The sequence below is a fragment of the Epilithonimonas hungarica genome, assembly GCF_900102265.1.
GTDB lineage: Bacteria > Bacteroidota > Bacteroidia > Flavobacteriales > Weeksellaceae > Epilithonimonas > Epilithonimonas hungarica.
The window spans coordinates 108073-131340 of sequence record NZ_FNBH01000004.1; the positions used below are offsets into that span (position 1 = coordinate 108073).

At 37.7% G+C, this 23268-nt stretch carries 17 protein-coding genes; 16 read left to right on the forward strand and 1 reads right to left on the reverse strand.

Annotated features, from left to right (window positions below; all coding sequences use genetic code 11):
- Positions 1-1863 carry a DNA ligase D gene (ligD, locus tag BLT30_RS15320; protein ID WP_089874451.1) on the forward strand — a complete coding sequence of 621 codons (1863 nt, stop codon included), beginning with the start codon at positions 1-3 and terminating at the stop codon, positions 1861-1863.
- A gap of 287 nt (positions 1864-2150) precedes the next feature.
- Positions 2151-2822 carry a hypothetical protein gene (locus BLT30_RS15325; protein WP_089874686.1) on the forward strand — a complete coding sequence of 224 codons (672 nt, stop codon included), beginning with the start codon at positions 2151-2153 and terminating at the stop codon, positions 2820-2822.
- A gap of 193 nt (positions 2823-3015) precedes the next feature.
- On the opposite strand, the gene BLT30_RS15330 is transcribed toward BLT30_RS15325, so the two are convergent.
- Positions 3016-4239 carry a phage integrase SAM-like domain-containing protein gene (locus tag BLT30_RS15330; RefSeq protein ID WP_089874452.1) on the reverse strand — a complete coding sequence of 408 codons (1224 nt, stop codon included), beginning with the start codon at positions 4237-4239 and terminating at the stop codon, positions 3016-3018.
- A gap of 460 nt (positions 4240-4699) precedes the next feature.
- On the opposite strand from BLT30_RS15330, the gene BLT30_RS15335 reads away from it, so the two are divergent.
- The 14 genes from BLT30_RS15335 to BLT30_RS15405 all read left to right on the forward strand — a co-directional run bounded on the left by BLT30_RS15335 (position 4700) and on the right by BLT30_RS15405 (position 23106).
- On the forward strand, positions 4700-5302 hold the full coding sequence (locus tag BLT30_RS15335; RefSeq protein WP_139166684.1) for a hypothetical protein: 603 nt from the start codon (positions 4700-4702) through the stop codon (positions 5300-5302).
- A gap of 710 nt (positions 5303-6012) precedes the next feature.
- Complete coding sequence (locus tag BLT30_RS15345; protein WP_089874455.1) at positions 6013-14994, forward strand: GEVED domain-containing protein; 8982 nt, start codon at positions 6013-6015, stop codon at positions 14992-14994.
- A 96-nt stretch (positions 14995-15090) separates the two neighbouring features.
- Positions 15091-15606, forward strand: coding sequence for a hypothetical protein (locus BLT30_RS15350; RefSeq protein WP_139166686.1), 516 nt, complete (start codon positions 15091-15093; stop codon positions 15604-15606).
- Between the two features lie 23 nt (positions 15607-15629).
- A complete protein-coding gene (locus BLT30_RS15355) occupies positions 15630-16145 on the forward strand; it encodes a hypothetical protein (protein WP_089874457.1) in 516 nt (171 codons plus the stop codon).
- 92 nt (positions 16146-16237) lie between these two features.
- Positions 16238-16471 carry a hypothetical protein gene (locus tag BLT30_RS15360; protein ID WP_089874458.1) on the forward strand — a complete coding sequence of 78 codons (234 nt, stop codon included), beginning with the start codon at positions 16238-16240 and terminating at the stop codon, positions 16469-16471.
- Positions 16468-16908: a helix-turn-helix domain-containing protein gene (locus BLT30_RS15365; protein ID WP_089874459.1), complete on the forward strand. Its 441-nt coding sequence runs from the start codon at positions 16468-16470 to the stop codon at positions 16906-16908. Before BLT30_RS15360 ends, BLT30_RS15365 begins: the two co-directional genes overlap by 4 nt.
- Positions 16878-17096: a hypothetical protein gene (locus BLT30_RS15370; RefSeq protein WP_089874460.1), complete on the forward strand. Its 219-nt coding sequence runs from the start codon at positions 16878-16880 to the stop codon at positions 17094-17096. The genes BLT30_RS15365 and BLT30_RS15370 overlap by 31 nt, the downstream gene beginning before the upstream one ends.
- A 166-nt stretch (positions 17097-17262) precedes the next feature.
- On the forward strand, positions 17263-17619 hold the full coding sequence (locus BLT30_RS15375) for a transposase (protein ID WP_089874461.1): 357 nt from the start codon (positions 17263-17265) through the stop codon (positions 17617-17619).
- A 144-nt stretch (positions 17620-17763) separates the two neighbouring features.
- Complete coding sequence (gene hmpA / locus BLT30_RS15380; protein ID WP_089874462.1) at positions 17764-18966, forward strand: NO-inducible flavohemoprotein; 1203 nt, start codon at positions 17764-17766, stop codon at positions 18964-18966.
- 12 nt (positions 18967-18978) lie between these two features.
- Positions 18979-19404 carry an RrF2 family transcriptional regulator gene (locus tag BLT30_RS15385; RefSeq protein WP_089874463.1) on the forward strand — a complete coding sequence of 142 codons (426 nt, stop codon included), beginning with the start codon at positions 18979-18981 and terminating at the stop codon, positions 19402-19404.
- 744 nt (positions 19405-20148) lie between these two features.
- Entirely contained in the window at positions 20149-20343 is a 195-nt protein-coding gene (locus BLT30_RS15390; protein WP_027383888.1) for a cold-shock protein, read from the forward strand.
- Positions 20344-20482: 139 nt separating this feature from the next.
- On the forward strand, positions 20483-20941 hold the full coding sequence (locus tag BLT30_RS15395) for a MaoC family dehydratase (RefSeq protein ID WP_089874464.1): 459 nt from the start codon (positions 20483-20485) through the stop codon (positions 20939-20941).
- A gap of 499 nt (positions 20942-21440) precedes the next feature.
- Entirely contained in the window at positions 21441-22052 is a 612-nt protein-coding gene (locus tag BLT30_RS15400) for a hypothetical protein (protein ID WP_089874465.1), read from the forward strand.
- A gap of 82 nt (positions 22053-22134) precedes the next feature.
- Positions 22135-23106, forward strand: a complete 972-nt coding sequence (locus tag BLT30_RS15405) for a catalase family protein (RefSeq protein ID WP_089874466.1) — start codon at positions 22135-22137, stop codon at positions 23104-23106.
- Positions 23107-23268: the final 162 nt, after the last annotated feature.

The following is a 23268-nucleotide window of genomic DNA, read 5'->3' on the forward strand; positions in this document are numbered from 1 at the left end:
ATGCTTTGTAAAGTCTCTGATAAAGCATTTGATGACAAGGATTGGGCATTTGAGATCAAATGGGATGGCTACCGCGCGATTGCTGACTTAAGCAAAGATGAGATCCGATTATACTCCAGAAATGGTATCGATTTTTCTCAGAAATTCAAAAAAATAACGAACTCATTTAAGTTGCAGGAACATCCGATGGTTCTTGATGGTGAGATTGTCGCTTATGATGATAAAGGAAAACCTAACTTCCAATGGCTCCAAAGAATTGGTGATAACCCGGATCTTGCATTGATCTTTCAAGTTTTTGATCTGTTGTGGCTGAATGGACATTCAACGGAGGATCTGTCTTATCTGCAACGAAAAGAATTATTGAAAGAGGCTTTAGTAGAAAATGAGATCATCAAATATAGTGACCACGTTCTAGAACATGGCAAAGAATTTTTCCAGGCTGCTAAAGATATGGGATTGGAAGGGATTGTTGCCAAGAAGACAGACAGTACTTACAAAGAGAATCTCAGAAGTTCAGAGTGGCTGAAGATCAAGATCCATAAAAGCGATGAAGCGATCATTTGTGGATTTACTGCACCAAAAGGCTCGAGGAAAAAGTTCGGAGCATTGATCCTGGGGAAATATCTTAATGGTGAAATGGTATTTTGCGGCCACACGGGCGGTGGTTTTAATGATCGATCACTTTCCGAGATTTATGATAAGATGCAACCCCTGATCACAGAAAAACCGGTATTTAAAATCACGCCTAAAACCAATACCAAAGCTACCTGGATAAAACCGCAACTGGTTGCTGAGATCAAGTTCACGGAACTGACAAAGGATTTTATTTACAGGCATCCGATATTCCTCAGGCTAAGGGATGACATCAAACCTCAGAATGTAGAATTTAATTCTGAGAATCTAGAAAAAGAAGAGATTATGAAAAAAGCGGAACCCCAAAAAAGAACCGGAAAAGATGATCTGATAAAGAAAATAGGAAAGCAGGAACTGAAACTGACCAACCAGAACAAGATCTATTTTCCGGAAGATGATATTACAAAAGGTGATGTGATAGACTTCTATCAAAGCATTTCAAAATATATTTTGCCACATCTGAGAGACCGTCCGCAATCTATGAACCGTTATCCTAACGGTATCAAAGGTTTAAGTTTTTTCCAAAAAGATGCCGCAGAAGAAACGCCGGACTGGATAGAAACGCAAAAGGTCTTTTCGGAAAGTTCTGACAAATATATCAATTACATTATTTGCAACGATAAAGAAACGTTGGCTTATCTTAATAATCTTGGTTGCATCGAATTGAATATCTGGACCAGCAGGGTCAAAAAAGCAGACAATCCGGATTATCTCGTTCTTGACCTTGACCCATCTGAAAAAAACTCTTTTGAAGATGTAATAGAAACCGCTCAGGCTGTGAAAGAAGTTCTGGACCTGGCAGGAGTTGATGGTTATCCTAAAACGTCGGGCAGTTCAGGGATTCATATTTATATTCCGATGAATGCAAAATACTCATACGAGCAGGTTAAAGATTTTGGACATCTTTTGATGCAGATGGTTCAGCAAAGATTACCAGATTTGACGACCTTGGAAAGAAGCCTTCAAAAAAGAGATAAGAATAAGATTTATCTGGATTATCTTCAAAATAGAAGAGGGCAGACTCTGGCAAGTGTTTACAGCCTCCGTCCGAAAAATGGTGCGCCGGTTTCAATGCCTTTAGAATGGGAAGAAGTTAAAAATGGACTCATACCCACGGATTTCAATATTCATAATTCATTAGACCGACTGAAAGAAAAAGGCGATATCTTTAAACCCATTTTGGGAAAGGGAATTGATATGTTGAAAGCAATCAGAAAGTTAGAAGAATAATTATTTCAAATTACGATCTTAATTGTACTGTTTATTCCAACTCCAGCCGTTGATTGGTTGGAAGTTGATGGTGTTTTTTTAATAACGGCTGTTTTTGTTGTGGTGAAGTTAGTATATGTTTTTTTATTTACCTGAATTTTATTTTTTTTAGTAATTGAGGGTTTTTACCTTCATCTATTGGACTGTAAATATATTTTTTGGTGGTATCTTATGTCAAAGAAGAGTATCATTCCCTTAAATATTTTCCTTATTTTAGATGGATCAAAATATTGAAAAATTATTTTCATATGACTAAAAGGCTGTTATTGATTTTAGTGGTAAGCTTAGTATTTGGTTTGCAGCTAAAAGCACAAAACAAGACAATCGTTCCATCTGATGTCATTCCGTTTCAGGTAGCTGTCGAAAAATCTAACTTTAAAGGTAAAAATGCTTTAGCCTTGGAAATACAGGGGCAGGCTAATGGGGACAAAACACTTGCAATCCTAAAGGATATTGATTTTCATAATGGTATTATTGAAGCAACGATTTCCGGGCAGACACTTGCTAATGCCGGAGAAACAGCGCGTGGGTTTGTAGGAATTGCATTCAGGGCGGCTTTGGACGCTTCCAAGATGGAGGTTTTCTATTTGCGCCCTACCAATGGCCGGGCGAACGACCAGGTACGAAGAAACCATTCCAGTCAGTATATTTCTATTCCGGGATACCCTTGGGAAAAATTACGAAAGGAAACACCGGAACAGTATGAAGCCTATGTCGACATTGTGCCTGCGGAATGGATCAAAATAAAGATCGTAGTAAAGGATGAAACGGCCAAACTGTATGTTAACGGCGCTTCTCAACCTACTTTGATTGTGAATGACTTGAAGCAGGGTAAAGATATCCGGGGAAGTATCGGGTTATGGATAGGCCCTGGAACATTAGGCCACTTTACAGATGTTAAAGTAATCAAAGAGGATTGATGAACATTACATACCTGTTGGCAGTTTGTTTGTTATTTTATTTTTGTAAAGATTCGAAACTAGTTTTCCTTCTCATGACAAAATCAAGCTTTTCATATAATTTAAACTTGATTTGATAAATAATTTAGTTAAATACCTTTATTTTTTATATACTTAAACTTTGGTATATTTGAATATATAATTATCAATCTCGTTATCCTGCTAGCCGTTCAAAGTGTTCGCCAAGTAATATTACCTGTTGTTGATGATTGATATAATTGAGAAACATCTGCTCTGTCGAGTGGCCAGTAGCCCGGATTAGCAATGGAGTGGGGATTTTCCCATAAAAATTAGTAGCGAAACTTCTTCTGCCAACATGGCTGGTCATGACCTCCCATTTCTCCACATTTTCTATTCGACTTCTGAAGCCTCGCTTTTTTCTTGTCCTCAGTATCTCGGTCAGGCCAGACAGTTTTGCAATTTCTTTTATTTGCCTGTTATAGATTTGTGGCGACAGATGTTTTGGGAAATCATCCTCACTTTGTTCCATGATCTTTTTAATGTTCGGATGAAGGGGAAGCAATATATGCTTCTTTGTTTTCTTTTGGAAAAATGATAAGCACGGTTTTCCATCGATGAATTGCAGTTGTTCTTTGGAAAAATTCATGAAATCTGAAATCCTTTGTCCTGTATAGCAACTGATAATTAGCCATTTTTTTGCATCCTGCAAAGCTTTTGGAACTTTCAGTTCTTCTATTTTGTTAAGTTCCTGTTCGGAAAGAGTTATGATATTTTTTAGATGTGCGGTCTTTTTTACTACCAATTCTTCACTATATGTCCGTATGCCTTTTCTTGCTGCGAAATTGAGGATAGTTCTGACAAAATATATGGTCCTATGTATAGTGCTCTCGCAATATTCCTCTTTTTTTCCAAATAGTAGAAAATTCTTTACAAAATCAGAATTTACACTTTCAATAGATATCCTTTTGGAGATATATCCTTCAAAGCGTTCCAGAAGACGTAAAAAGACCTTATATCGCTTCATCGTGGAATTACTTATCAATCCATTCTTTTTTTCGATATATTCTTTCACATAAAATAAAAGGTCGTCTTTCTGATGCTCGATTTCTTTTTGAAAAAAGTATTTTTTGATATGAGATATCAGAATCTTTTGTGAGATGATCTTCTTTTTCATTATTCTTTCCTTGATATTCTCCGTTAGAAAGATCTTTAGCCTGTCTAATTTGGCATTCAGTACCTTATGTTTTTTCAGATAGATGTTTTTTGGACGTTGCCTTTCTATATCCCATTCCTCACTAGTGATGCGCAAAGGCAGCGGAAAGAGAAGCTCGATCTTTAAGTTTTCATCTGTTAAGTTTAGGTTTATACTGCAAGTGCGGGATCTATTGCAGGGAGAAATAAAATAATAAAAATTCATCGTTGAAAATATTTTAATATTAATATTCAACGAAATTACAATAAAAGGGAGTCTAATCTAGACTACTTATTTTCAATATGATCATGTGTCAATGAAACATATTTTAACCTTGCGAAATTACACACGTATTTAATTAAATATTTGAGTTTGTTGTAAGAAATTCGGAAATAAACTTCGATTTATTCATTATTCTTTTAGTTTAAAAAAAATATTTAACTTTCTGGACATCATTCATTTGCATGAGATTAATTCCGAATTCATAACATCATTTATCAGATTTTTATCAAATTGAAGCTTTTCATATGTCTGATCTTATTTATAGAATTGTTTTAAATAATTTAAAATGTTAAGACAGTCCTCTATGTAGCCGTTTTATTAGTCTTTTTTTATAAGATATCTTGTGTTAAAACAAGTTAGCAACAAAAGTAGTCTAGATTAGACTCCTTTTGTACTAAGCCAAATGATGAAAATAACACAAATAAAATGGGATGTATACCAGAAATCTCATATGGGCAGTAAATTGTTTACATTTTTGCTGTTTTTATCGTTGTGTTGCAATAATGCTTTTGGGCAAGTTTATATTAATGAGGGAACGGTAGTTATTGTAGAAAACGAGGCTTTTATTTGTGGAAGCGAAGTGGTCAAGATTCCTGGAAACTTTTCAGATACACATATTACCAATGATACTTTAGATTTTACAGTAAATGAGGAAATATCTATGGCTCACAGTATCAAAGAGGTTAAAAAGCAGATGCCTAGACCAGAGCCGGAAATTGAAAAAATTGTAATGACCGAAGAAGTTGCCACTTATAATTTTTCTTCTGGGACAGACCAATATTTTACCTTTTTCAAAAAGAACGGAAATATTACTACAGTTCTCATTCAGAATCCTACCTTATTGACTCCTTTCCAACCTGTAGTTGAGCAGGATAAAGATTTTACTTTTTTTTCTATATTATCACCTGAAAAATTATCAGAGCTATACAAGAACAGCTCATTATATTCCTCTTCAGCAATACGTCCGCCTCCACCAGAAGATGTCCCGGCAATGCAGAATTCCTAAAATAGGATTTTTTGTTTTCATCATGTCTCCCAAAAAAAACCATAGGAATACTGTCATGGTCCTATGTCCTTTTAACTGATATATCAGCTACTTTCAAAATTAGTTATAGGTTGTCTCAAAAGGGATAAATGACCCATGATAATCACATAAAGTTTCCTGTCTAAGAAAAGATCATAAGATTTTATGAGCTGTATCTTTTCAGCCTTCCACTTGATTGGGCTAATTGAGAATTGCTTGAGATCAATATTTTTCATGATTGTACAATCATCAAGTTTATTATCAATGATTCGTCCTGCGTATGGAGGCATATTTCCACATGTGAAAAAATTGAATATAGGCATAATAATAAAATGCCACTTTTTCCCCACTCATGTAATCGCTAATGATTTTTTGGGATCAGAGGGCTCAAACTTTAATTTCATAATATATGGCAATCCACTTGGGAAATGGATCTAATAATTTGAAGTACCACTTAATAATATTTGTAAGATCTGTGGTGTCAATAACAAGACAGCAGGTGTTTCAAGATGATATAATATGTTTCAGCGAAGCTGGATAATACAATTATAGTTCATAACAATTAAAAACACACTAAAAAAATGAAAAAAATGGAAACTTAGTTGAGCAACTTACAATGCTGAGAGTTATAAATTTTAGCTCTTTATTAAAAGCTATCTAAGCTTTAAAATACTATTTAATAACACAAATTTATGAAACCAAAAATCAATTTTTTCCAGAGGCATAACTTCAGGTTAGCATGGTTTGTTTTGATGACATTTAGTGGAATTACCACTATAAAGTCACAAAATCTGCTGACCGAGAGTTTCAATTATGCTTCCGGGACAACACTGACGACAGCCAATTGGACGGTGCTGGCAGCGGGAACACCTGCTGTCAATGTATCTTCCGGAAATTTGGCCTATCCGGGTACCCTTGCTAATAATTTGGGGAATAAGGTATCCTTAACAGCAACAGGACAGGATGTCTTGCGTAGCTTTACAGCGGTCACACTTAATGCAACTACACCGGCAGTATATGCCAGTGCTATTGTAAATGTGTCGACAGCACAGGCTACAGGAGATTACTTTATGTCTCTGAATAATAACCAGGTATATATCAGATCAAATGGCGCTGGATTTAGTTTTGGAGTACTGAGAGCAACAGGTACTGTTAGCTACGAATCTACCGTAAGATCTTTTAACACCAATATCAGGATTGTTCTGAAATACGAACAGGTGACAGGAGCTGCTAACAATATTGTCAAACTGTATGTAAATCCTCCATTGGAATCTGAGCCTGCGGTGGCTGATGCTTCCCACACAGGAACAGCAGCAGATATTACCTCAGTTTCATATGTAGCATTAATACAGGGTGCAGCAGCCAATGCGCCTACTCTGGATGTTGATGGTATTACAGTGGGAACTACCTGGGCAAGTATTGCCTCGGCTATTTATGACTATGGAGATGTTCCTACCACTTATGACAATACAAAAGACGGAGTTTATGCTCCTGCCACACATTCTTTGCTTACAGGTTTAAGTCTGGGAACTATTCTTCCTGATTTGGAACTGGCTCCTAACAGCGTAGCTGCAGGTGCCGATAACAATGGAACAAACGGAGATGGTACCGATGAGGATGCCATAAACGTTTCTGCAAACCAGATTAGAAAAGGTGTACCTTATACTTTAAGCATACCTGTAACTAACACACCGGTTGCAGCGACAAGATACTTATATGGTTGGATCGATTTTAATAGCGATGGCAAGTTTCAGTTAGAAGAAGCGGCAACTGTTGTTTCGTTTAGTACAGCAGGAAGCAGTACTCAGACTCTTAGCTGGACAGGGGCACAAACCGGTACACTTGCTACGGGAGCCACTAAGCTTTTTATGAGAGTTAGACTATCTGATAGGTCTTTTATAAATACGATGGACGCTACTATTGATGAAAGAAGCATTGGAAACGGAGCATTAAGTACTGGGAGTGCAGTTGATTATCCTACTGTAGCCAATGGCGAAGTAGAAGATTATCAAATTGAAGTGGTCAATACCTTTGATTATGGAGATGTACCTGCTACCTTTGAAAATAGTAAAGATGGTGTTGCATTGCCAGCATTGCATGCACCGGTTTCAGGCTTTAACATAGGAACACTTTTAGACTTAGAGAGTGCGCCAAGCAATGTTGTTGTAGGGGCAGATAATAATGGTACAAACGGAGACGGCGCAGATGAAGATGGCATTACAGCCCTTACAAGTGTAACGCCTGGTGTTATATACAGCACTATCGTTCCTGTAAATATACCAAGTACACTTACAGGAACCAAATATCTGTATGGATGGTTGGATTTGAATGGTGATGGGCGTTTTCAGTTAGCAGAGGTTGCATCAGCAACCACTACAGCGGTAACCGCAACAAATGTAACTCTTAGCTGGACTGCTGCCCAAACCGCAACCATTGCAGCTGGAACAACGAAGATCTATCTAAGATTGAGACTTTCCAATTTAAGCTTATTTGATTTTACTACCGTTGCAAGCGGAGGTGCTACGATAGATGAAAGAAGCGTAGGAAATGGCGCTGTATCAGCTGCTGATGCCACTAATGCTCTTACTACTGCTTTTGGAGAGGTTGAAGATTATCAACTTTCGGTAGGGCTGTTTGATATGGGAGATACACCAATATCTTATGATACCTCAAAAGATGGTGTAGTTTTACCAGCTGTGCATATGGCACTTACAGGATTTATGTTAGGGAGTGTTGCTCCAGACGTAGAGCAAGTACCAGCTAGTGTTGCGACAGGAACCGACAACAACGGAAGCAACGGAGACGGTGCAGACGAAGATGCCATCAATGTTGTTGCACATAAAATTAAAAGCAGTGTACCATATATTCTAAGTGTACCAATAAACAACCCGACTGCTGTAACCAAATATCTGTATGGTTGGATTGATTTTAACAACAATGGTAAGTTTGAAAGTACAGAGTTTGCAACGGCTATGACAAGCGCTGTAATGGGAAGCAGTACTCCTACCCTTACTTGGACTGCTGCTCAGACAGCTACAATTACTGCCGACAAGCTTTATATGAGGCTGAGGCTTTCCAACAGAGCGTTGCTGGATTTTACGAGTGGAACCGGTGCCGCAGATATGGATGAGAGAAGTATTGGGAATGGTGCAGCAGCAGCCGGTAATCCGGCGAATCACGCCACTCCAGTTAATGGTGAGGTAGAAGATTATCAGATAGAGCTAGACAATACCTTCGATTATGGAGATGTACCTGCTACATTTGAAAATAATAAAGACGGTGTTGTTTTGCCTGCATTGCATGCTTCTATTTTAGGATTTAGCATAGGAAAACTTTTGGACACAGAACTTGCTCCAACAAGTGTTGCCTCGGGTGCGGACAATAATGGAACAAACGGAGATGGTGCAGACGAAGATGGTATTACAACTGTAACAAGTGTAAGCCCTAATGTTGCATACAGCATTAATGTTCCTGTAAATGTTCCAAACGCACTATCAGGAACCAAATATCTGTACGGATGGTTGGATTTTAATGGTGATGGACGTTTTCAGTTAGGAGAAGTTGCAATAGGAAATGTAACGGGAGTTGGCGAACAGCTTTCAACCCTTACATGGACAGTTGCCCAAACGGCAACCATTGCATCGGGAACTACAAAGATCTATCTAAGATTGAGACTTTCTAATTTAAGTCTATTTGATTTTACTACCGCTGCAAGCGGAGGCGCTACGATAGATGAAAGAAGTGTAGGGAATGGTGCTACATCTGGTGCCGTTGCTACTAATGCGCTTACTTCTCCTTTTGGAGAGGTGGAAGATTATCAATTGCCGGTTGGTCTGTATGATTTTGGAGATGCTCCAGTAGGTTATGATACGAACAGTGCTAGTACTTTTGTTCCTGCAAGACATATGGCGAATCAGTTATACACTATCGGAGCAATTGTAGACGCAGAACAAGCTGCACAAAATGTAGCTACTGGTGCTGATAACAACGGAACAAATGGTGACGGTGCAGATGAAGACGGAACAGATGTCGCTACCATTACCAGAGGAGCGCCTTTCAACTTTTTTACAAATATCAATGCGCCAGTGGCATCTAGTGCCATTGCATGGATCGATTTTAATAACGATGGTAAGTTTCAGGCTACTGAAGCAGCTTATGCTACTTCTACAGATACAACTAGTGGATACCAGACCACAACTACGGGAGCAAGCACAGTGAATTTCTGGTTTAGAGGTGCGCAAACCAGCCAAATTCCTGCGGGAGTAACCAATCTGTATGCTAGAGTAAGACTTACCGCAACTGCAGGAGCTGATGCTACTGCAACCACAGGTATTGATGAACGTTCTATAGGAGACGGAGCAGCAGGAACTACTGTTGCTACATATGGGACATATACTTTGCCTAGCTTTGGTGAAGTAGAAGATTACCGCTTTACAGTAGGAACTAACGTTTATGATTTTGGAGATGCTCCGGTAAGTTATGATATGGACAAAGATGGAACAGCTCCATCCAACTTCAAACCGGCTAGAAATGCGGCTTCCTACAATTTGTATCTGGGAACAACTTGGGACCACGAATCTGGTCCGGCTTCTGTAACCAATCCGAATGATGATAATAATCCTAACGGAGATGGTTCTGATGAAGATGGTATTACAGATCCTTTATATGTTAATCCGAGTGCTATTAATACCTTTACTTTAGGGGTTAAGAATTACACAGGTGCTAATGCCACATTAATGGTTTGGATTGATTTTAATAATAACGGAAGATTTGAAGTAGGCGAAAAGCAAACTGTATCTGCTCCAGTAGGAGGATATGCCCAACCAATATCTTTTACGGCAGCGCAAACTGGTGCTATTGCTACCTCAACAAACAAAGTGTATATGAGGGCAAGGTTGATACAGGCAGAAGGCGGAGTAACTCTTGGAGATAATGCTAATGCCGTAGTAGACGAATTTGCTATCGGTGATGGATTGTCTACAGGATTGTACGGATATGTCGCTCTTGGCGAGGTTGAAGACTATCAGTTGCAGGTGGTTCGTGATTTTGGAGATGTACCTGCTTCTTATGAAAATAGTAATCCTGCGTTCCAGTCTAATGGCGGAACACCTGATGTCTATATGGGAACTGGTGTTGATTTTGAATTTGCTCCTCAAAGTGTAGCTGCCGGAGTGGATAATAATGGGACTAATGGTGACGGAACAGATGAAGATGCGTTCTCTGCACCACTGACTATTACCAGCGGAAGCCAGTTTACCATCAGGATTCCTGTAACCACAACAGGCACAACGTCCAATTTATATGGATGGATTGATTTTAATGGTGACGGAGTATTTAATGGTAATGAAGCTGCTGTGTCTACAGCTGTTACAGCCGGTCAGATGACATTAACATGGCCAGCTACCGCTGCTTCTCCAGCTGTTATTGCAGCAGGAAAAGCTTACGTAAGATTGAGACTTTCTTCTGCGGCTCTTACCAATAGTAATGCTGCAGCTCTTATAGACACCCGCAGTTATGGCGGAAGCAGTGCTTTAGGAGAGATAGAAGATTATCGATTCAATATCGTAAGCAATGTTTATGATTATGGAGATGCTCCGGCAATTTACTCCAGAAATCAGGCAGGCGTAAATGTAGAACCAAGACAGTCATTATCTGATGTATTGAGACTTGGGGCAACAATAGATATAGAATCTGCCGCAAACACAGTAGCAGATAATAACGGGACTAATGGAGACGGAACAGATGAAGACGGTATTACCACAGTAATGGCAGTGTATGAAGGAACCGCCTACTATACTGACGTAGAAGTATTCAATAATTCAGGAGCTAATAAAACGCTTTACGGATGGATTGACTTTGATAACGATGGTTATTTTGAAACTTCTGAAGTGGAAACGGTAAGTGTGCCTAGCTCTCCTACACAACAGAAGGTTCAACTAACTTGGACAAATACTTTATCAGGAACAATTCCTGTAGGAGCAACCAACGTGTATATGCGTCTTCGTATTTCAGAAGGTGCTTTAGCCGACAATGCTAATGTTTTACTGGATGAACGTTCTATAGGTGATGGCTTAACTACAGGTATATATGGAGCTGTCTTTGGCGGTGAAGTAGAAGATTATAGATTACCAGTAGCGACCACTTATGATTATGGCGATGCTCCGGTTACCTATGACGACAGCAGAAATAATGTTAATGCACCTGCAAGACAAGCTGTCAGTAGTGCATTGTATATTGGGAATGCTGCTCCGGATTCCGAGGCAACTAAACAAACCTCAGCAACAGCAATCGGGGATGATAATAATGGGACAGATGATGAAGATGGGGTAAAAATCTCCCCAATGTATGCAGGCGGAGGTTACGCTTATTCTGTACGTGTAAAAACATACAATAATACAGCAGGAGCTAGAACTCTTTACGGATGGGTCGATTTCAATAACGATGGCCGTTTCCAAGTTGGAGAAGCGACAACCGTATCCGTGCCTATTGCTGCAGCCCAAGGTTATGTAACTCTTAACTGGACGGCTTTGCAGAATACAATTACAGGAAGCCCAAGTAATCTAAAGTTGCGTTTGCGTTTATCTGAAGGAACTCTTACAGATTTTACGACTGGAGCCCCTGGACTTTTAGTAGACGAAAGAGCCTTAGCTGACGGATTAGCTACTGGTGAATATCATGCTACAACACCTGTTATCTATAATGGTGAAGTAGAAGATCATATCATCCCTATGACGACTCAGCTTGATTATGGTGATGTTCCTGTAGATTTTGAAGAGAACTTTATAGGAGCTTCTATTCCTGCACGCCATCGACAGGTTGAAGATCTTATGATAGGAAGCACAATTGATATTGAGAATGGTCCACAAAGTGTAACAGGCGGTTCGAATAATACCGGGACCAATGGTGACGGTTTGGATGAAGATGGTATTGATAATACCGTTCCATTGCCTACGCTTTATTCAGGAGCAGAATATGCGACACTGATCAACGTTAAAAATAATCTTGCCACTGCAGCAACATTGCATGCATGGATAGATTTGGATGGTAACGGAAGATTCACAAAAAGTGAATATACTTCTACTACAGTTCCGGCAAATGCGGGAGATTATGTTAGCAAATTAAGTTGGGCTATGCCTACTTATACAAGTACAGCAAACTATACTTACATGAGGGTGCGTCTTACCAATGCTACCAGCGCCACATTTACAGATAATGACAGTACAGATAATGTGGATGAACGTTCCATAGGGGACGGGCTTGCTACAGGAGCGTATGGTACGATACCACAAAACGGCGAAGTAGAAGATTACTACCTGCCAGCAGTGCCAAATGTAAATACTACAATAGATTGTAATAATGATGATGACCGCTTAGGCGTAGCAGATCCTTTGCAAGCCCTATTCCATGGTACTATCGTAAAACTGCGTAATTCCGAGTTTCTTGTTTTTGGAAATAGTGCAGCTGCAAATGGTACCGACCAGATGACTCCGGTAAAAGTAACCCCTGCCAACGGGTATAATTATCCCGGAGTGCCTTTGTTGCTTACGGGTGCATCTTATGTATGGAATCATCAATATATGCTGCTTTCATCTGCAGGATTATATGTATGGGGACTAGGTAATGCTAGTGCTACTAATGCCCCTGCAGTATTTTCTGGAGGTAATAGTTTCCACCAGGTTGCATTACCTGCCGGAGTTGGCCCTGCAAGCATTCAGTTTATGGATGCAGGTATTTCTAACTCTTCTGTAGGCTCGTTGACGCTCTTGACCAAAGCAGGAGAGATTTGGGTATATTCCAATACAGTAGGAAGTAATGTACAGGGAGATGGAAATATGATCGCTACTGGATGGCATCAGGTAATGACAGATGCCGGAACACCGCTTGCCGGGATGAAAGATGTCCGTAATGTGGGAGCGTCTGCCATAGCAACAAACGGAAGCGAGTTTTATACTTGGGGTAATAATGTGTTTTTGGGAGACGGGCAAACCGCGTCCGACAAAAATTATGCAACCAAGATGACAACTCCTACCGGAATCAGCCTTCCGGTAAAACAACAGGATATTTCTCATAGTCTTTCTTCTACTTCATATTTCTTAAGAGACAGTGCCGGAAAGGTTTTTGTGTTAGGAAACAATGCTAATGGACAGTTAGGACTAGGAAATACCGTTGATTCCAAGATTTGGCGTACCATCAATTTTATGAATGAAGAGCCAAACGCTTCAGGGAATCAAACAGATGTTACGAAGCCTATCCGACCTGTTAAATGGATCGCTGCAAATAATCATGATAATAGTTATGGAACATTGCTCAATGTGATTACCGATGAAAAAAGAATCTACAGTACAGGTGAAAATGGAGGTTCTAGAAGTGGGGTAGTAAATCCAACAAGTACACAGATACTGACAGCGGTAACTATTGGGAATGGTACAGCAATGCTTCCGGGAGAGATGACCTATGTAGAAGCAGGTGGACATATATCCATAGCTGTACAAGCAGGTAGTGACCGTTTTGGTTATGTAGGGCATACCATAGATGGAAGTGATGGATGTGGAGGTTGTACAGGAACACCTACAGAATATAACTTTACCAAAACCCCAGCAATTGGGCAGGTATGTGGTAACAAGCTGCTTGATTATGGAGATCTGGATGATAGATATAATCTGGGTGATAAAGCCAGCCATGAAATTTCATACATACCGGAAGACAACAAACTATTTTTAGGAATAGTGCCTCCGGATGCTGAAAATGGACCGCAATTTACGGTTACAGCAAGTGGCAACGATGCTTTCGGAGATGATACTACTGGATTCCCTGATGATGAAGATGCATTAAATGCGACACATTATATACCAGCTCAACCAGCTCAACCAGCTATACCTGATAATCCTGCTACGCCTGATATAGATGAAAGTAGACCTGAAATACCTGCGCAGCCAGAAAGGCTTGAAGCATTCTTACCTGTAAAAATAGCCGGTTCAACCTATACATTAAGTATACCACTTACCAATAATACGGGAAGCACGGCGTATCTGTATGGCTTCATCGATTGGAACTATAACGGCATCTTTGAAACAGGGGAGGCGATAGAGGTACCGGTACCTTCTTCTGTAACACAACAGACGATAGACCTTACATGGCCGGATAATCATGCCGTATGCGGAACTGAAGTTGTAAGAAGTTTTGTACGTTTACGTTTAACGACAGAGCAGTTTGTAGATGATGCCACCACGGCTGCTGACGAGCGTAGTTTCTTAGCTGCACCGGATGGAGAAGTAGAAGACTATTATGTAGATTGGACTCCGGCTGCATGTCAGAATTTCTGCTACAAACCGGGAGCAACAACAGGAGGAGATACTCTGGATACCAAAGTAGGAATCACTTCTCTTAGCAGAGCAGGAACAGATGATCCAGATAACTGGCCAATGGTTCGTAAAGGAGGATGGATAGCTTTAGAATCCAAGACCAAAGGTTTTGTGGTGAATAGAGTCGCTTTCTCAGATGCGGACAATGATGCTGCAACTATGGATGTACCAACAGGAATTTCTTCTGACAATTTTGTTGAGGGAATGATGGTATATGACACTACGAACAAGTGCCTTAAAATGTATACTTCCACTGATGATGGATTAACATTCGCGTGGTATTGTATCAGTACTCAGGCTTGCCCTGATTAAATTAATAATAATTTGAGCTGTAAGCAAAAAGCAACAGATTTTTCTGTTGCTTTTGCCCAAAGCTTTTAATTTAAAATTCATACAATGAAAAAAATAATGATACACACAAAAAAATTGGGTCTGTTTTTTCTGGTAATGCTTTCCGGTCTGGTTTATTCTCAGGCAACTGAAGGGGCGATAGATAAAAACCCAGTATATTCTATTGAAGGTACAGGTTATCAAGAATCGGGATCGAAAAGACAGATCATCTTTTCAAATCTAAATATCGAGGGCGACAATAAAAATGAAATTACCCTGAATAACAATGAAATTACCGTAAAAAAAGATGGTATATACAGAATAGGCCTATCCTCAGAAATTAACAAAGGAGTGGAAAAAGAACAACAATTGAAATATTCCATTCATCTGAATAATAAGGAAGCTTTTCAGTCTGAAAAGGGAGCTCTATCTCTGGAAGGAAAATATTATTTCCAGATACAGCTGAAGAGCGGAGATACATTGAGCTTTGATGTTCTAAGTGATAAAGTGCTTAGTACCACATCGAAAAACAATCTGTCTATAAGATTTACAGATCCTAAGCTCATCACGTTTTTTGATAATGGTCATCATTAAAAGTTAATTAAATAGTAACAACAATGAAAAAAATAATAACAACACTCATCTTTTTTTCTGCTATTGTCGTAAAATCTCAGGTGGCGATTGGCAAACAGAGTGTCTCCAACGCTTCTGTATCTCTGGAATTTGCAGATACAGAGAACAAGGGTTTAATCCTTCCGTATATTGAGGATAAGAATGATATTTTAGAAGACGGTACGATTTTCTATGATACGGCTGATAAAAAAGTAAAATATAAGAAAGACGGCGGTTGGTTCGACCTTAGTTTAGATACTACAGGTGTGGTAGATCTTTCTATTCAAACATCAAAAGATGAAAAAATGACTGCTAAAACAGCCATTGGGATCAATGGAGCTACAGATACTGTAAATGGGATTCTAGTCTTGACAGATACGGACAAGGCGATGATCTTGCCTAAGGTCGCAAGCCCACATTTAAATATCATCAATCCTAGTACGGGGATGATGGTGTATGATACGACAAAAAGACAACTGGCGGTTTATAACGGTACAATGTGGAGTTTTTGGAAACCTTAATTATTAGATCTATAAACACCTCTCTCCGATCGGGCAATCTTTTTCATAAGCTTTGTCCCCGATCGGGGATTTTAACCTAACAGAATATTCATATGATAAGGAAAAACACAGATAGTCGGTCTCCTCTTGGTATGACCAAGAAAGAAGTAGTGGAAGAATTTGGAAAAGGTCTGAATTCCTATACTGATGATATCTGGCATTATAAGCTAAGCAAAACTTGGTGGGGACTAAAAACCATTATGTTCCTTGAATTTGAAAATAATATGGTAAGTGCCAAATATATCAAACATGTATTTAAGGAGAACAAAAGATTACAGGAAAAATGAATGGTCATTTTAAGAACATACATATAGGCACCTTGGTAAAGCAAAGAGTAGTGGAGCTTGAGATGGATATACAGCGTATCTGTAATTTTTTCAAGTGCAGTAATGCAGAGATAGAAGAAATGTTCTTACAGGAAGAATTGAACACCGGTATTTTATTGAAATGGAGCAAATTATTGGAATACGATTTCTTCCGTTTATATACCCAGCACTTGATATTATATGCCCCGCAAGGGAATACGAATTATAATGACATATCAAGGCAAAAAAGATCCAAACTTCCACAGTTCAGGAAAAATATATATACCAAGGAAGTGATAGATTTCATTCTTGAAATGATAGAGAATGGCGAGAAGACCAAAAATCAAATATTGGAAGAATATAAGATCCCTAAAACGACTTTGTATAAATGGATAAGCAAATACAATTCAAAGAAATAATAATAGAAGAAGATATGCTGATTGGAAGCTCTATGGAAATAATTGGATCCCTACTTGGCGAGCCAGACCGTAAAGGTCATGATGAATGGGTCTATGTCATTGATAAATATTGCTTCGGACTTATAAAAAAAAGACTTCATCTATTCTTTTTTCAGGAAAAAGTAAGGGATTATTATCTTGGAATGTAAAATGAAGAATAAAGATTAGAATCGATTAAAAAAGGATAAAAATCGGAAGAGATAATACGTTTATTTTCTATCCATCAAAATCCAATTGGTTCGGTAGAAAAACCATATTACTTGCATTTCTCCATACACTAAAGTAAAATAGAATCAATTTCAAAAAATATTATGAATGGGATCAAATCCGGATTATCATCGTATCTATAACGATATCATAGATAAAAAATATCCTGATAGAAAAAAAGAATGTAAAACCTTGTTAGCTAAACAAAACCTATCTATACTGGATATCATAGAACTTAACCGTAGGATCTTTGGTCTGTCCAATCGCTCCACGGAAGCATTCAATCAAAAGCATCGTTCTTATGACATATCTGCCATTCTGAAAATACTGGATTACCAGAAAGCCCACAAGTTGAATAATATACAGCTTGCACGGCATTTCAAATTGAGCAGGAATACTGTTACAAAATGGAAAAGGTTATTCTTGTCCACATCCGGGCAAGACTCTGGAAAGGAACAGATATAATACAAGATCGAGGCTCAATTCAATCATAAAATAGAGAGCATAAATTTTAATCACATAAAATTTTGAATAAAAAACTAATTGTTGTATTTTAAATACAACAATTAGTTTTTTATTATATCTTTGTACAGAATTAAACACAAAAAAATGACTTCCAAACAAAAAAGATCTATCAAGGATACTATTCCGACACTGAAAACAAATGGTATTGACCTTACAAAACATTTTTACAAAAGAATGTTTTTTCATAACCCAGAGCTCAAGAATGTTTTTAATATGGGAAATCAAGCAAATGGAAAACAGCAGAATGCATTAGCAGGAGCAGTGCTTGCCTATGCAGAGCATATTGAGAATCCAGGGATATTGATTGGGACATTGGAGACCATTGGCAACAAACATGTAAGCCTCAATATAACTCCCGAGCAATATGATATAGTAGGAACGCATCTTTTAGCATCAATAAAAGAAGTATTGGCGGATAAAGCTACGGACGATATCATTGAAGCATGGACACAGGCATATAATGAACTTGCTGCGATAATGATCTCCATTGAAGAAAAATTATATCAAAATAATCTGACAAAAAAAGGAGGGTGGAAAGGATGGAGAGCATTTACTATTTCAAGTATAGTAGACGAAAGTAAAGAAATAAAATCATTCTATCTGGAACCTAAAGATAAAAAAGATATACCGCCGTATTTCCCGGGACAATACATCACAGTTAAAATATTTATTCCATCATTGGGATATGAACAGCCTAGACAATACAGTTTATCTTCAGTATTTATTCCGAACTACTATAGAATATCAGTGAAAAAAGAAATAGGAATGGATAGAATTCCTGATGGAATGGTGTCCAATCATATACATGAAAAGGTAATTGGTGATGAGATCTGGGTAAGTTCACCATCCGGGACTTTTTATGCTGATATTGTTTCTGATGATCCATTGGTGTTGATAAGCGGCGGGGTAGGTGTCACACCAATGATGAGTATTTTAGAAGCATACAGCAACTCCGGTATGGGCAACAATGTTGTATGGGTACATGGCTGCAAGAATGAAGAGTTTCATACTTTTAAATCAGAGGTGGAATTACTACAGCAAAATAATGATTGGCTTTCGTCTTTTGTTTTTTATGAAGAGACAGAAATTGAAAACGAGGTTGTAAGAAAAGGAAGAATCGATTTGAGTGCACTTGAAGCTAAAATTATTATCAATGGAGCAAAATATTATATTTGTGGACCAGAACCTTTTATAAAAGCCCATTATAATTCTTTGATAACACTTGGGGTTAGTAGAGATAGTATATTTTATGAAGAATTTGGACCTCAACTATTACAGATCAACTAATAAACATAAAAGATGAGATTGAACCATTTTACCGATTTCAGTATGCGTGTCCTGATGTATTTGAATAAAAAAAATAATGCCGATTCAAGCTCATTGGATGAATTGGCAGAACGGTTCAGTATCTCACGAAATCATCTGGTCAAGGTGGTCCAATTTTTATCTAATAATGGATTGGTCTTAACAAAAAGAGGTAAAAACGGAGGCATTTTAATATCAGAAAAAGCAACTCAAATGGGACTTGGTGATCTTATCAACTTATTGGAGCAGGACGAATCACCTGTGATAAGCTGTATTGCAAAACCCTGTGTGTTCTCATCTCATGACTGTAAATTAAAATCCTTTTTAGATATTGCTTATCAGGCTTTTCTTGACAGTTTGAACAAAAATCGGCTGTCCGACTTAAAATTCGAAAATTGGAATTCTATTTTCAGCCCATGAATGTATTTAAACTAATATTGAACTTGCGACTATTTTTGAGACAAAATTTATATACTCTTTATGCAACATTTATAGATTGATTAGATTGAATCTTACCCTTTTATTGTTGAACTTAGTGATATGTAATTTTACAATGCCAATAATTTGATTATCAACAGTAATTTAAATTTAATTTACAAAAACGAGAGCTAGCCAACCTTGCTCTTGTTTATTTTTTTATAAAAAATATGTAGCAATGATTAAGGATTATAACAGGTTCCCGATTCAGCGATGCTTATATTACAATCGTTGATGAAAATATGTTGGATCACCCGCATTTTGCAAATAAAATCTATCATGTGCGTAATGTACGAATAAAACAATGAAAATCAATCAATTATATTTATTGTTTTTAATTTCTTTTCCTTTACATTTGCAAAGTGTTCATAAGACAGGTTCCTGCCTTCGCTAAAACTGATTCATTTAGATTGATCAGTCTTGCTTCTCCAGATACCCAAATTATTAATCCGATTTTTTGATAATAACGAGAATATTACTCCCGTTGATTATAAGAAATGATACGTCATTGCAGGTTGACCAATGCTATTTTGCTTTTAAGTAGATCATTGCGGAGCTAAGCAAAGAAGCTGATAAACAGAAACAGTAGATTCTGATTTGTTTATCCTCTAAAACATACTTTATTTTCTAAAATGGGATCTGTAAAGTGTACAGATATCATCATATTTAATTTCAATATTTATTACAATGCAAAAAGGCACAGTAAAATTTTTCAATGAAGCAAAAGGCTTCGGGTTTATAGCTCCATCAGAAGGTGGCGCAGACATATTTGTACATTCTTCAGGACTTGATTCAAAATCGATCCGTGAAAACGACCAGGTTGTTTTTGAGGTACAAAAAAGTGATAGAGGTTTGAACGCTATCAATGTAAAATTGGCATAATCTAATCAGTATATTACTAAGTAATACTCGTTATATTTATATCAGCCTCTCACTTTATGTGAGAGGTTTTTTAACGCTTATGCCGGTCAATTAACTGAATTTACTAAGACTTATCAATAATTAAATCAAGTAATGCTTAATGGTTATCATCAACAATTACGAAAAATATAAATCGCTGGAGGGGGTTATGGTTGGCAGCTCTTCCTGGCATACCATCGACCAGGCCCAGATCGATAGATTTGCAGATGCCACATTGGACCATCAGTGGATACACGTAGATCCTCAGAAAGCGGTGGCGGAAGGGCCTTATAGGTCAACCATAGCGCACGGCTATTTGACACTGTCCCTCATTCCTTATCTTTGGAAGCAGATTGTCGAAGTAAGGAATGTAAGTCTCGAGATCAATTATGGGATAGAAAATTTTAGATTTGGTATTCCTGTAAAAGTAGATTCCGAAGTTTCCCTTCAGGCCACGATCAGATCTGTCAAAGATCTGAGAGGTACGGTCAAAGTCATTGTCGGGGCTAAGCTCATGATCAAGGGCGAGTCTAAACCTGCCTACACTGGTGATGTGGTCTTTCTCTATCATTTCAAATAAAGAAAAAGTCTTTTTTCCATTGGCCTGAAACCCTTGCCGATTTCCTGAAATATAAAATTCTATAGTACCCAAAAGATATCAATCCTTTTGAATCGTCACTGTATTAAAAAAAAATCAGCAATTTTCTTTATGAATAACGACCATCGTCCCACTTTTAGCTTGGCTCTCATATTTTGGGAGCATAAGAACTGATTTTCAAAACTATCTCAAAGAAATTGTGAGTATTTGTGGAATTGAAAAGGATCTGACTTGCTATATCTTAAGGCTCTATTGATATGATATGTAAAGCTAAACCGTTATTGAAAGGATCAGCTACATTTAAATAATTACATTTATATGAATCAAATCATAGGTAGAGAAGAATAGACGATCAATAAAAATGTAAATTCAAAAACAATTATATATTTTTATGATTCGAATCATAAAGATATTGGCTATGGCTTGGTAAGTTTGATATGCTTAATTATCCCGCAAAATAATTCATATTAAAATTTTAAAAATGAAAGCGAAACAAATACCTGGTGTTCCGTGGCAGCATAGCGGAGCATATCATGACACCGAAAGCATCAAGAAAATTGTAGCATCCGACCTGTTGGCTCAGAAGTTCGAAATATTAAAAGAACGCTTTTTTTCTATCAACCACTGGAAAGATTATTGCGGAAAAGGTTCGGCCGATTTTCGGCTTTTTGATTCTGGTGGTTCTTACATAGAACGGATACCGCAGAAAGGAGACTTTATGAGGATCGATATTCCTGGTCCGGGAGATATCGAAGCAAAGGGCTACGATTGGGTAGAAATTGTATTGGTAGATGATCATTGTTCGGATGATGAGCTGGAAAGATATCTGATATGTTGCAGACCATCTAAAATTCCTGGCAGCAATACCGATCACATTGCTCATTTCTATTCACGGGAATCATCTTCTACATTCGTTATTTCCAGAGGGCACGATTTCATTAAAACTGCAGTGTATGGACGAAACGAAATACCTAATTATAAAAAGACAGGATTTTGGGGGAGGATCAGGAATTTTTTGATCTCGACAGGTGGCTACACAAGGATTACCAAAATGCAATGGAAAAGCTATACAGATGGTCTCCTTGATTTTTAAATCTCTCTTTCTCTCTATTCTGCCAGCTAATGTTTGAAGTTACAATTAATTTGCTGGCTTCATTTTAGCTTTTAACAGACCTATGAAAAAGAAACTTAAATACGATCCGGATCTCGACCTTTTGAATAATAATGAAAAGGAACTTTTAAAGAAGGCTTGCGATGCGATAGAAAATTTCGTCTCCAGATCAGAAAAGATCAATAAGATCGGCTACAAGACAAGAGATGCTCACGTAACTCCATATTCGTCGCTTCGTGGTACTTTTTCAGCATATAATAATTTTGAGGAACATGCGATCTTTCCCGCTAAGAATTTGGATTGTATCATCAGGATTTCAAATGCTCATATGAAGCTGGTCTCACAGAAAAAAACTGTACCAGCCTATGGGTTTTCTGTTAAGATCTCAGATGCTGAAGATACAGTTCTGAATCTGCCCTTGGTCAATTTTCCTTTATTTCCGGTTGATCTTGTTTCCAGCTTTTTAAAGATATTCACTTCCATTAATTATTTTTTTTCCGGAAACATTGCGCAGAAATTTTTGGAATTTTCAAGGATCCTGAAAAATTTAATAACCGTCATTCCTGATTTCTTTCATCCATCATTCATTACTCAGATTTTTAAATTTATAAATAAACGGAATGATTTTATTTTGTCCTTCGATTATCACAGTATTGGTGCTTACAGGTTAGGAGATCATATGGTCAAATATAAATTGGTTCCAATTGGTATTCCTCGGAAAACGACTGAGAACAGAATAGATCTTTCTATAAAAAATTATTTAGAGAACAATGATCATGTATTGGAACTTATGATTCAATATTGTTATGATCTGAAAGACCAGCCGATCAATCAGCTAAATAAAATGTGGAAAAATTCTGAATTTATTCCTATCGGAAAAATAAAGATCTCAGAATTAATAGATAAAGACGATAAAAATATTGAAAAAATGTCTTTTGATCCTTTTGAAAATATTGCTGGATTGGAACCGGTCGGTAAAATTCAAAAATTAAGGGATGAAGCGTATAAAACATCTCTTAAAACCAGAAATAAATAAAAATATGATCGTATTCTGTCTGGAAATACTTTTCAGACCTTGATCCCTATTAATTCTCTCAAAGCCGAAAGACTGTCTGAATGAATTTCTCTCTCCAAAGTTTCAATGTTTCGAATATCCCAAAGTCCGCTATGATGCCAAATATCTGGAAAATCCCAGTCT

Bases quoted from the DNA above. Each gene is read 5' to 3' on its own strand.
- BLT30_RS15370 (WP_089874460.1), top strand. From the start codon at position 16,878: ATGGATAAGCAAATACAATTCAAAGAAATAATAATAGAAGAAGATATG.
- ligD (WP_089874451.1), top strand. From the start codon at position 1: ATGCTTTGTAAAGTCTCTGATAAAGCATTTGATGACAAGGATTGGGCA.
- BLT30_RS15405 (WP_089874466.1), top strand. From the start codon at position 22,135: ATGAAAAAGAAACTTAAATACGATCCGGATCTCGACCTTTTGAATAAT.
- BLT30_RS15330 (WP_089874452.1), bottom strand. From the start codon at position 4,239: ATGAATTTTTATTATTTTATTTCTCCCTGCAATAGATCCCGCACTTGC.
- BLT30_RS15325 (WP_089874686.1), top strand. From the start codon at position 2,151: ATGACTAAAAGGCTGTTATTGATTTTAGTGGTAAGCTTAGTATTTGGT.
- BLT30_RS15350 (WP_139166686.1), top strand. From the start codon at position 15,091: ATGATACACACAAAAAAATTGGGTCTGTTTTTTCTGGTAATGCTTTCC.
- BLT30_RS15375 (WP_089874461.1), top strand. From the start codon at position 17,263: ATGGGATCAAATCCGGATTATCATCGTATCTATAACGATATCATAGAT.
- BLT30_RS15390 (WP_027383888.1), top strand. From the start codon at position 20,149: ATGCAAAAAGGCACAGTAAAATTTTTCAATGAAGCAAAAGGCTTCGGG.
- BLT30_RS15360 (WP_089874458.1), top strand. From the start codon at position 16,238: ATGATAAGGAAAAACACAGATAGTCGGTCTCCTCTTGGTATGACCAAG.
- hmpA (WP_089874462.1), top strand. From the start codon at position 17,764: ATGACTTCCAAACAAAAAAGATCTATCAAGGATACTATTCCGACACTG.
- BLT30_RS15385 (WP_089874463.1), top strand. From the start codon at position 18,979: ATGAGATTGAACCATTTTACCGATTTCAGTATGCGTGTCCTGATGTAT.
- BLT30_RS15395 (WP_089874464.1), top strand. From the start codon at position 20,483: ATGGTTATCATCAACAATTACGAAAAATATAAATCGCTGGAGGGGGTT.
- BLT30_RS15345 (WP_089874455.1), top strand. From the start codon at position 6,013: ATGAAACCAAAAATCAATTTTTTCCAGAGGCATAACTTCAGGTTAGCA.
- BLT30_RS15355 (WP_089874457.1), top strand. From the start codon at position 15,630: ATGAAAAAAATAATAACAACACTCATCTTTTTTTCTGCTATTGTCGTA.
- BLT30_RS15400 (WP_089874465.1), top strand. From the start codon at position 21,441: ATGAAAGCGAAACAAATACCTGGTGTTCCGTGGCAGCATAGCGGAGCA.
- BLT30_RS15335 (WP_139166684.1), top strand. From the start codon at position 4,700: ATGATGAAAATAACACAAATAAAATGGGATGTATACCAGAAATCTCAT.
- BLT30_RS15365 (WP_089874459.1), top strand. From the start codon at position 16,468: ATGAATGGTCATTTTAAGAACATACATATAGGCACCTTGGTAAAGCAA.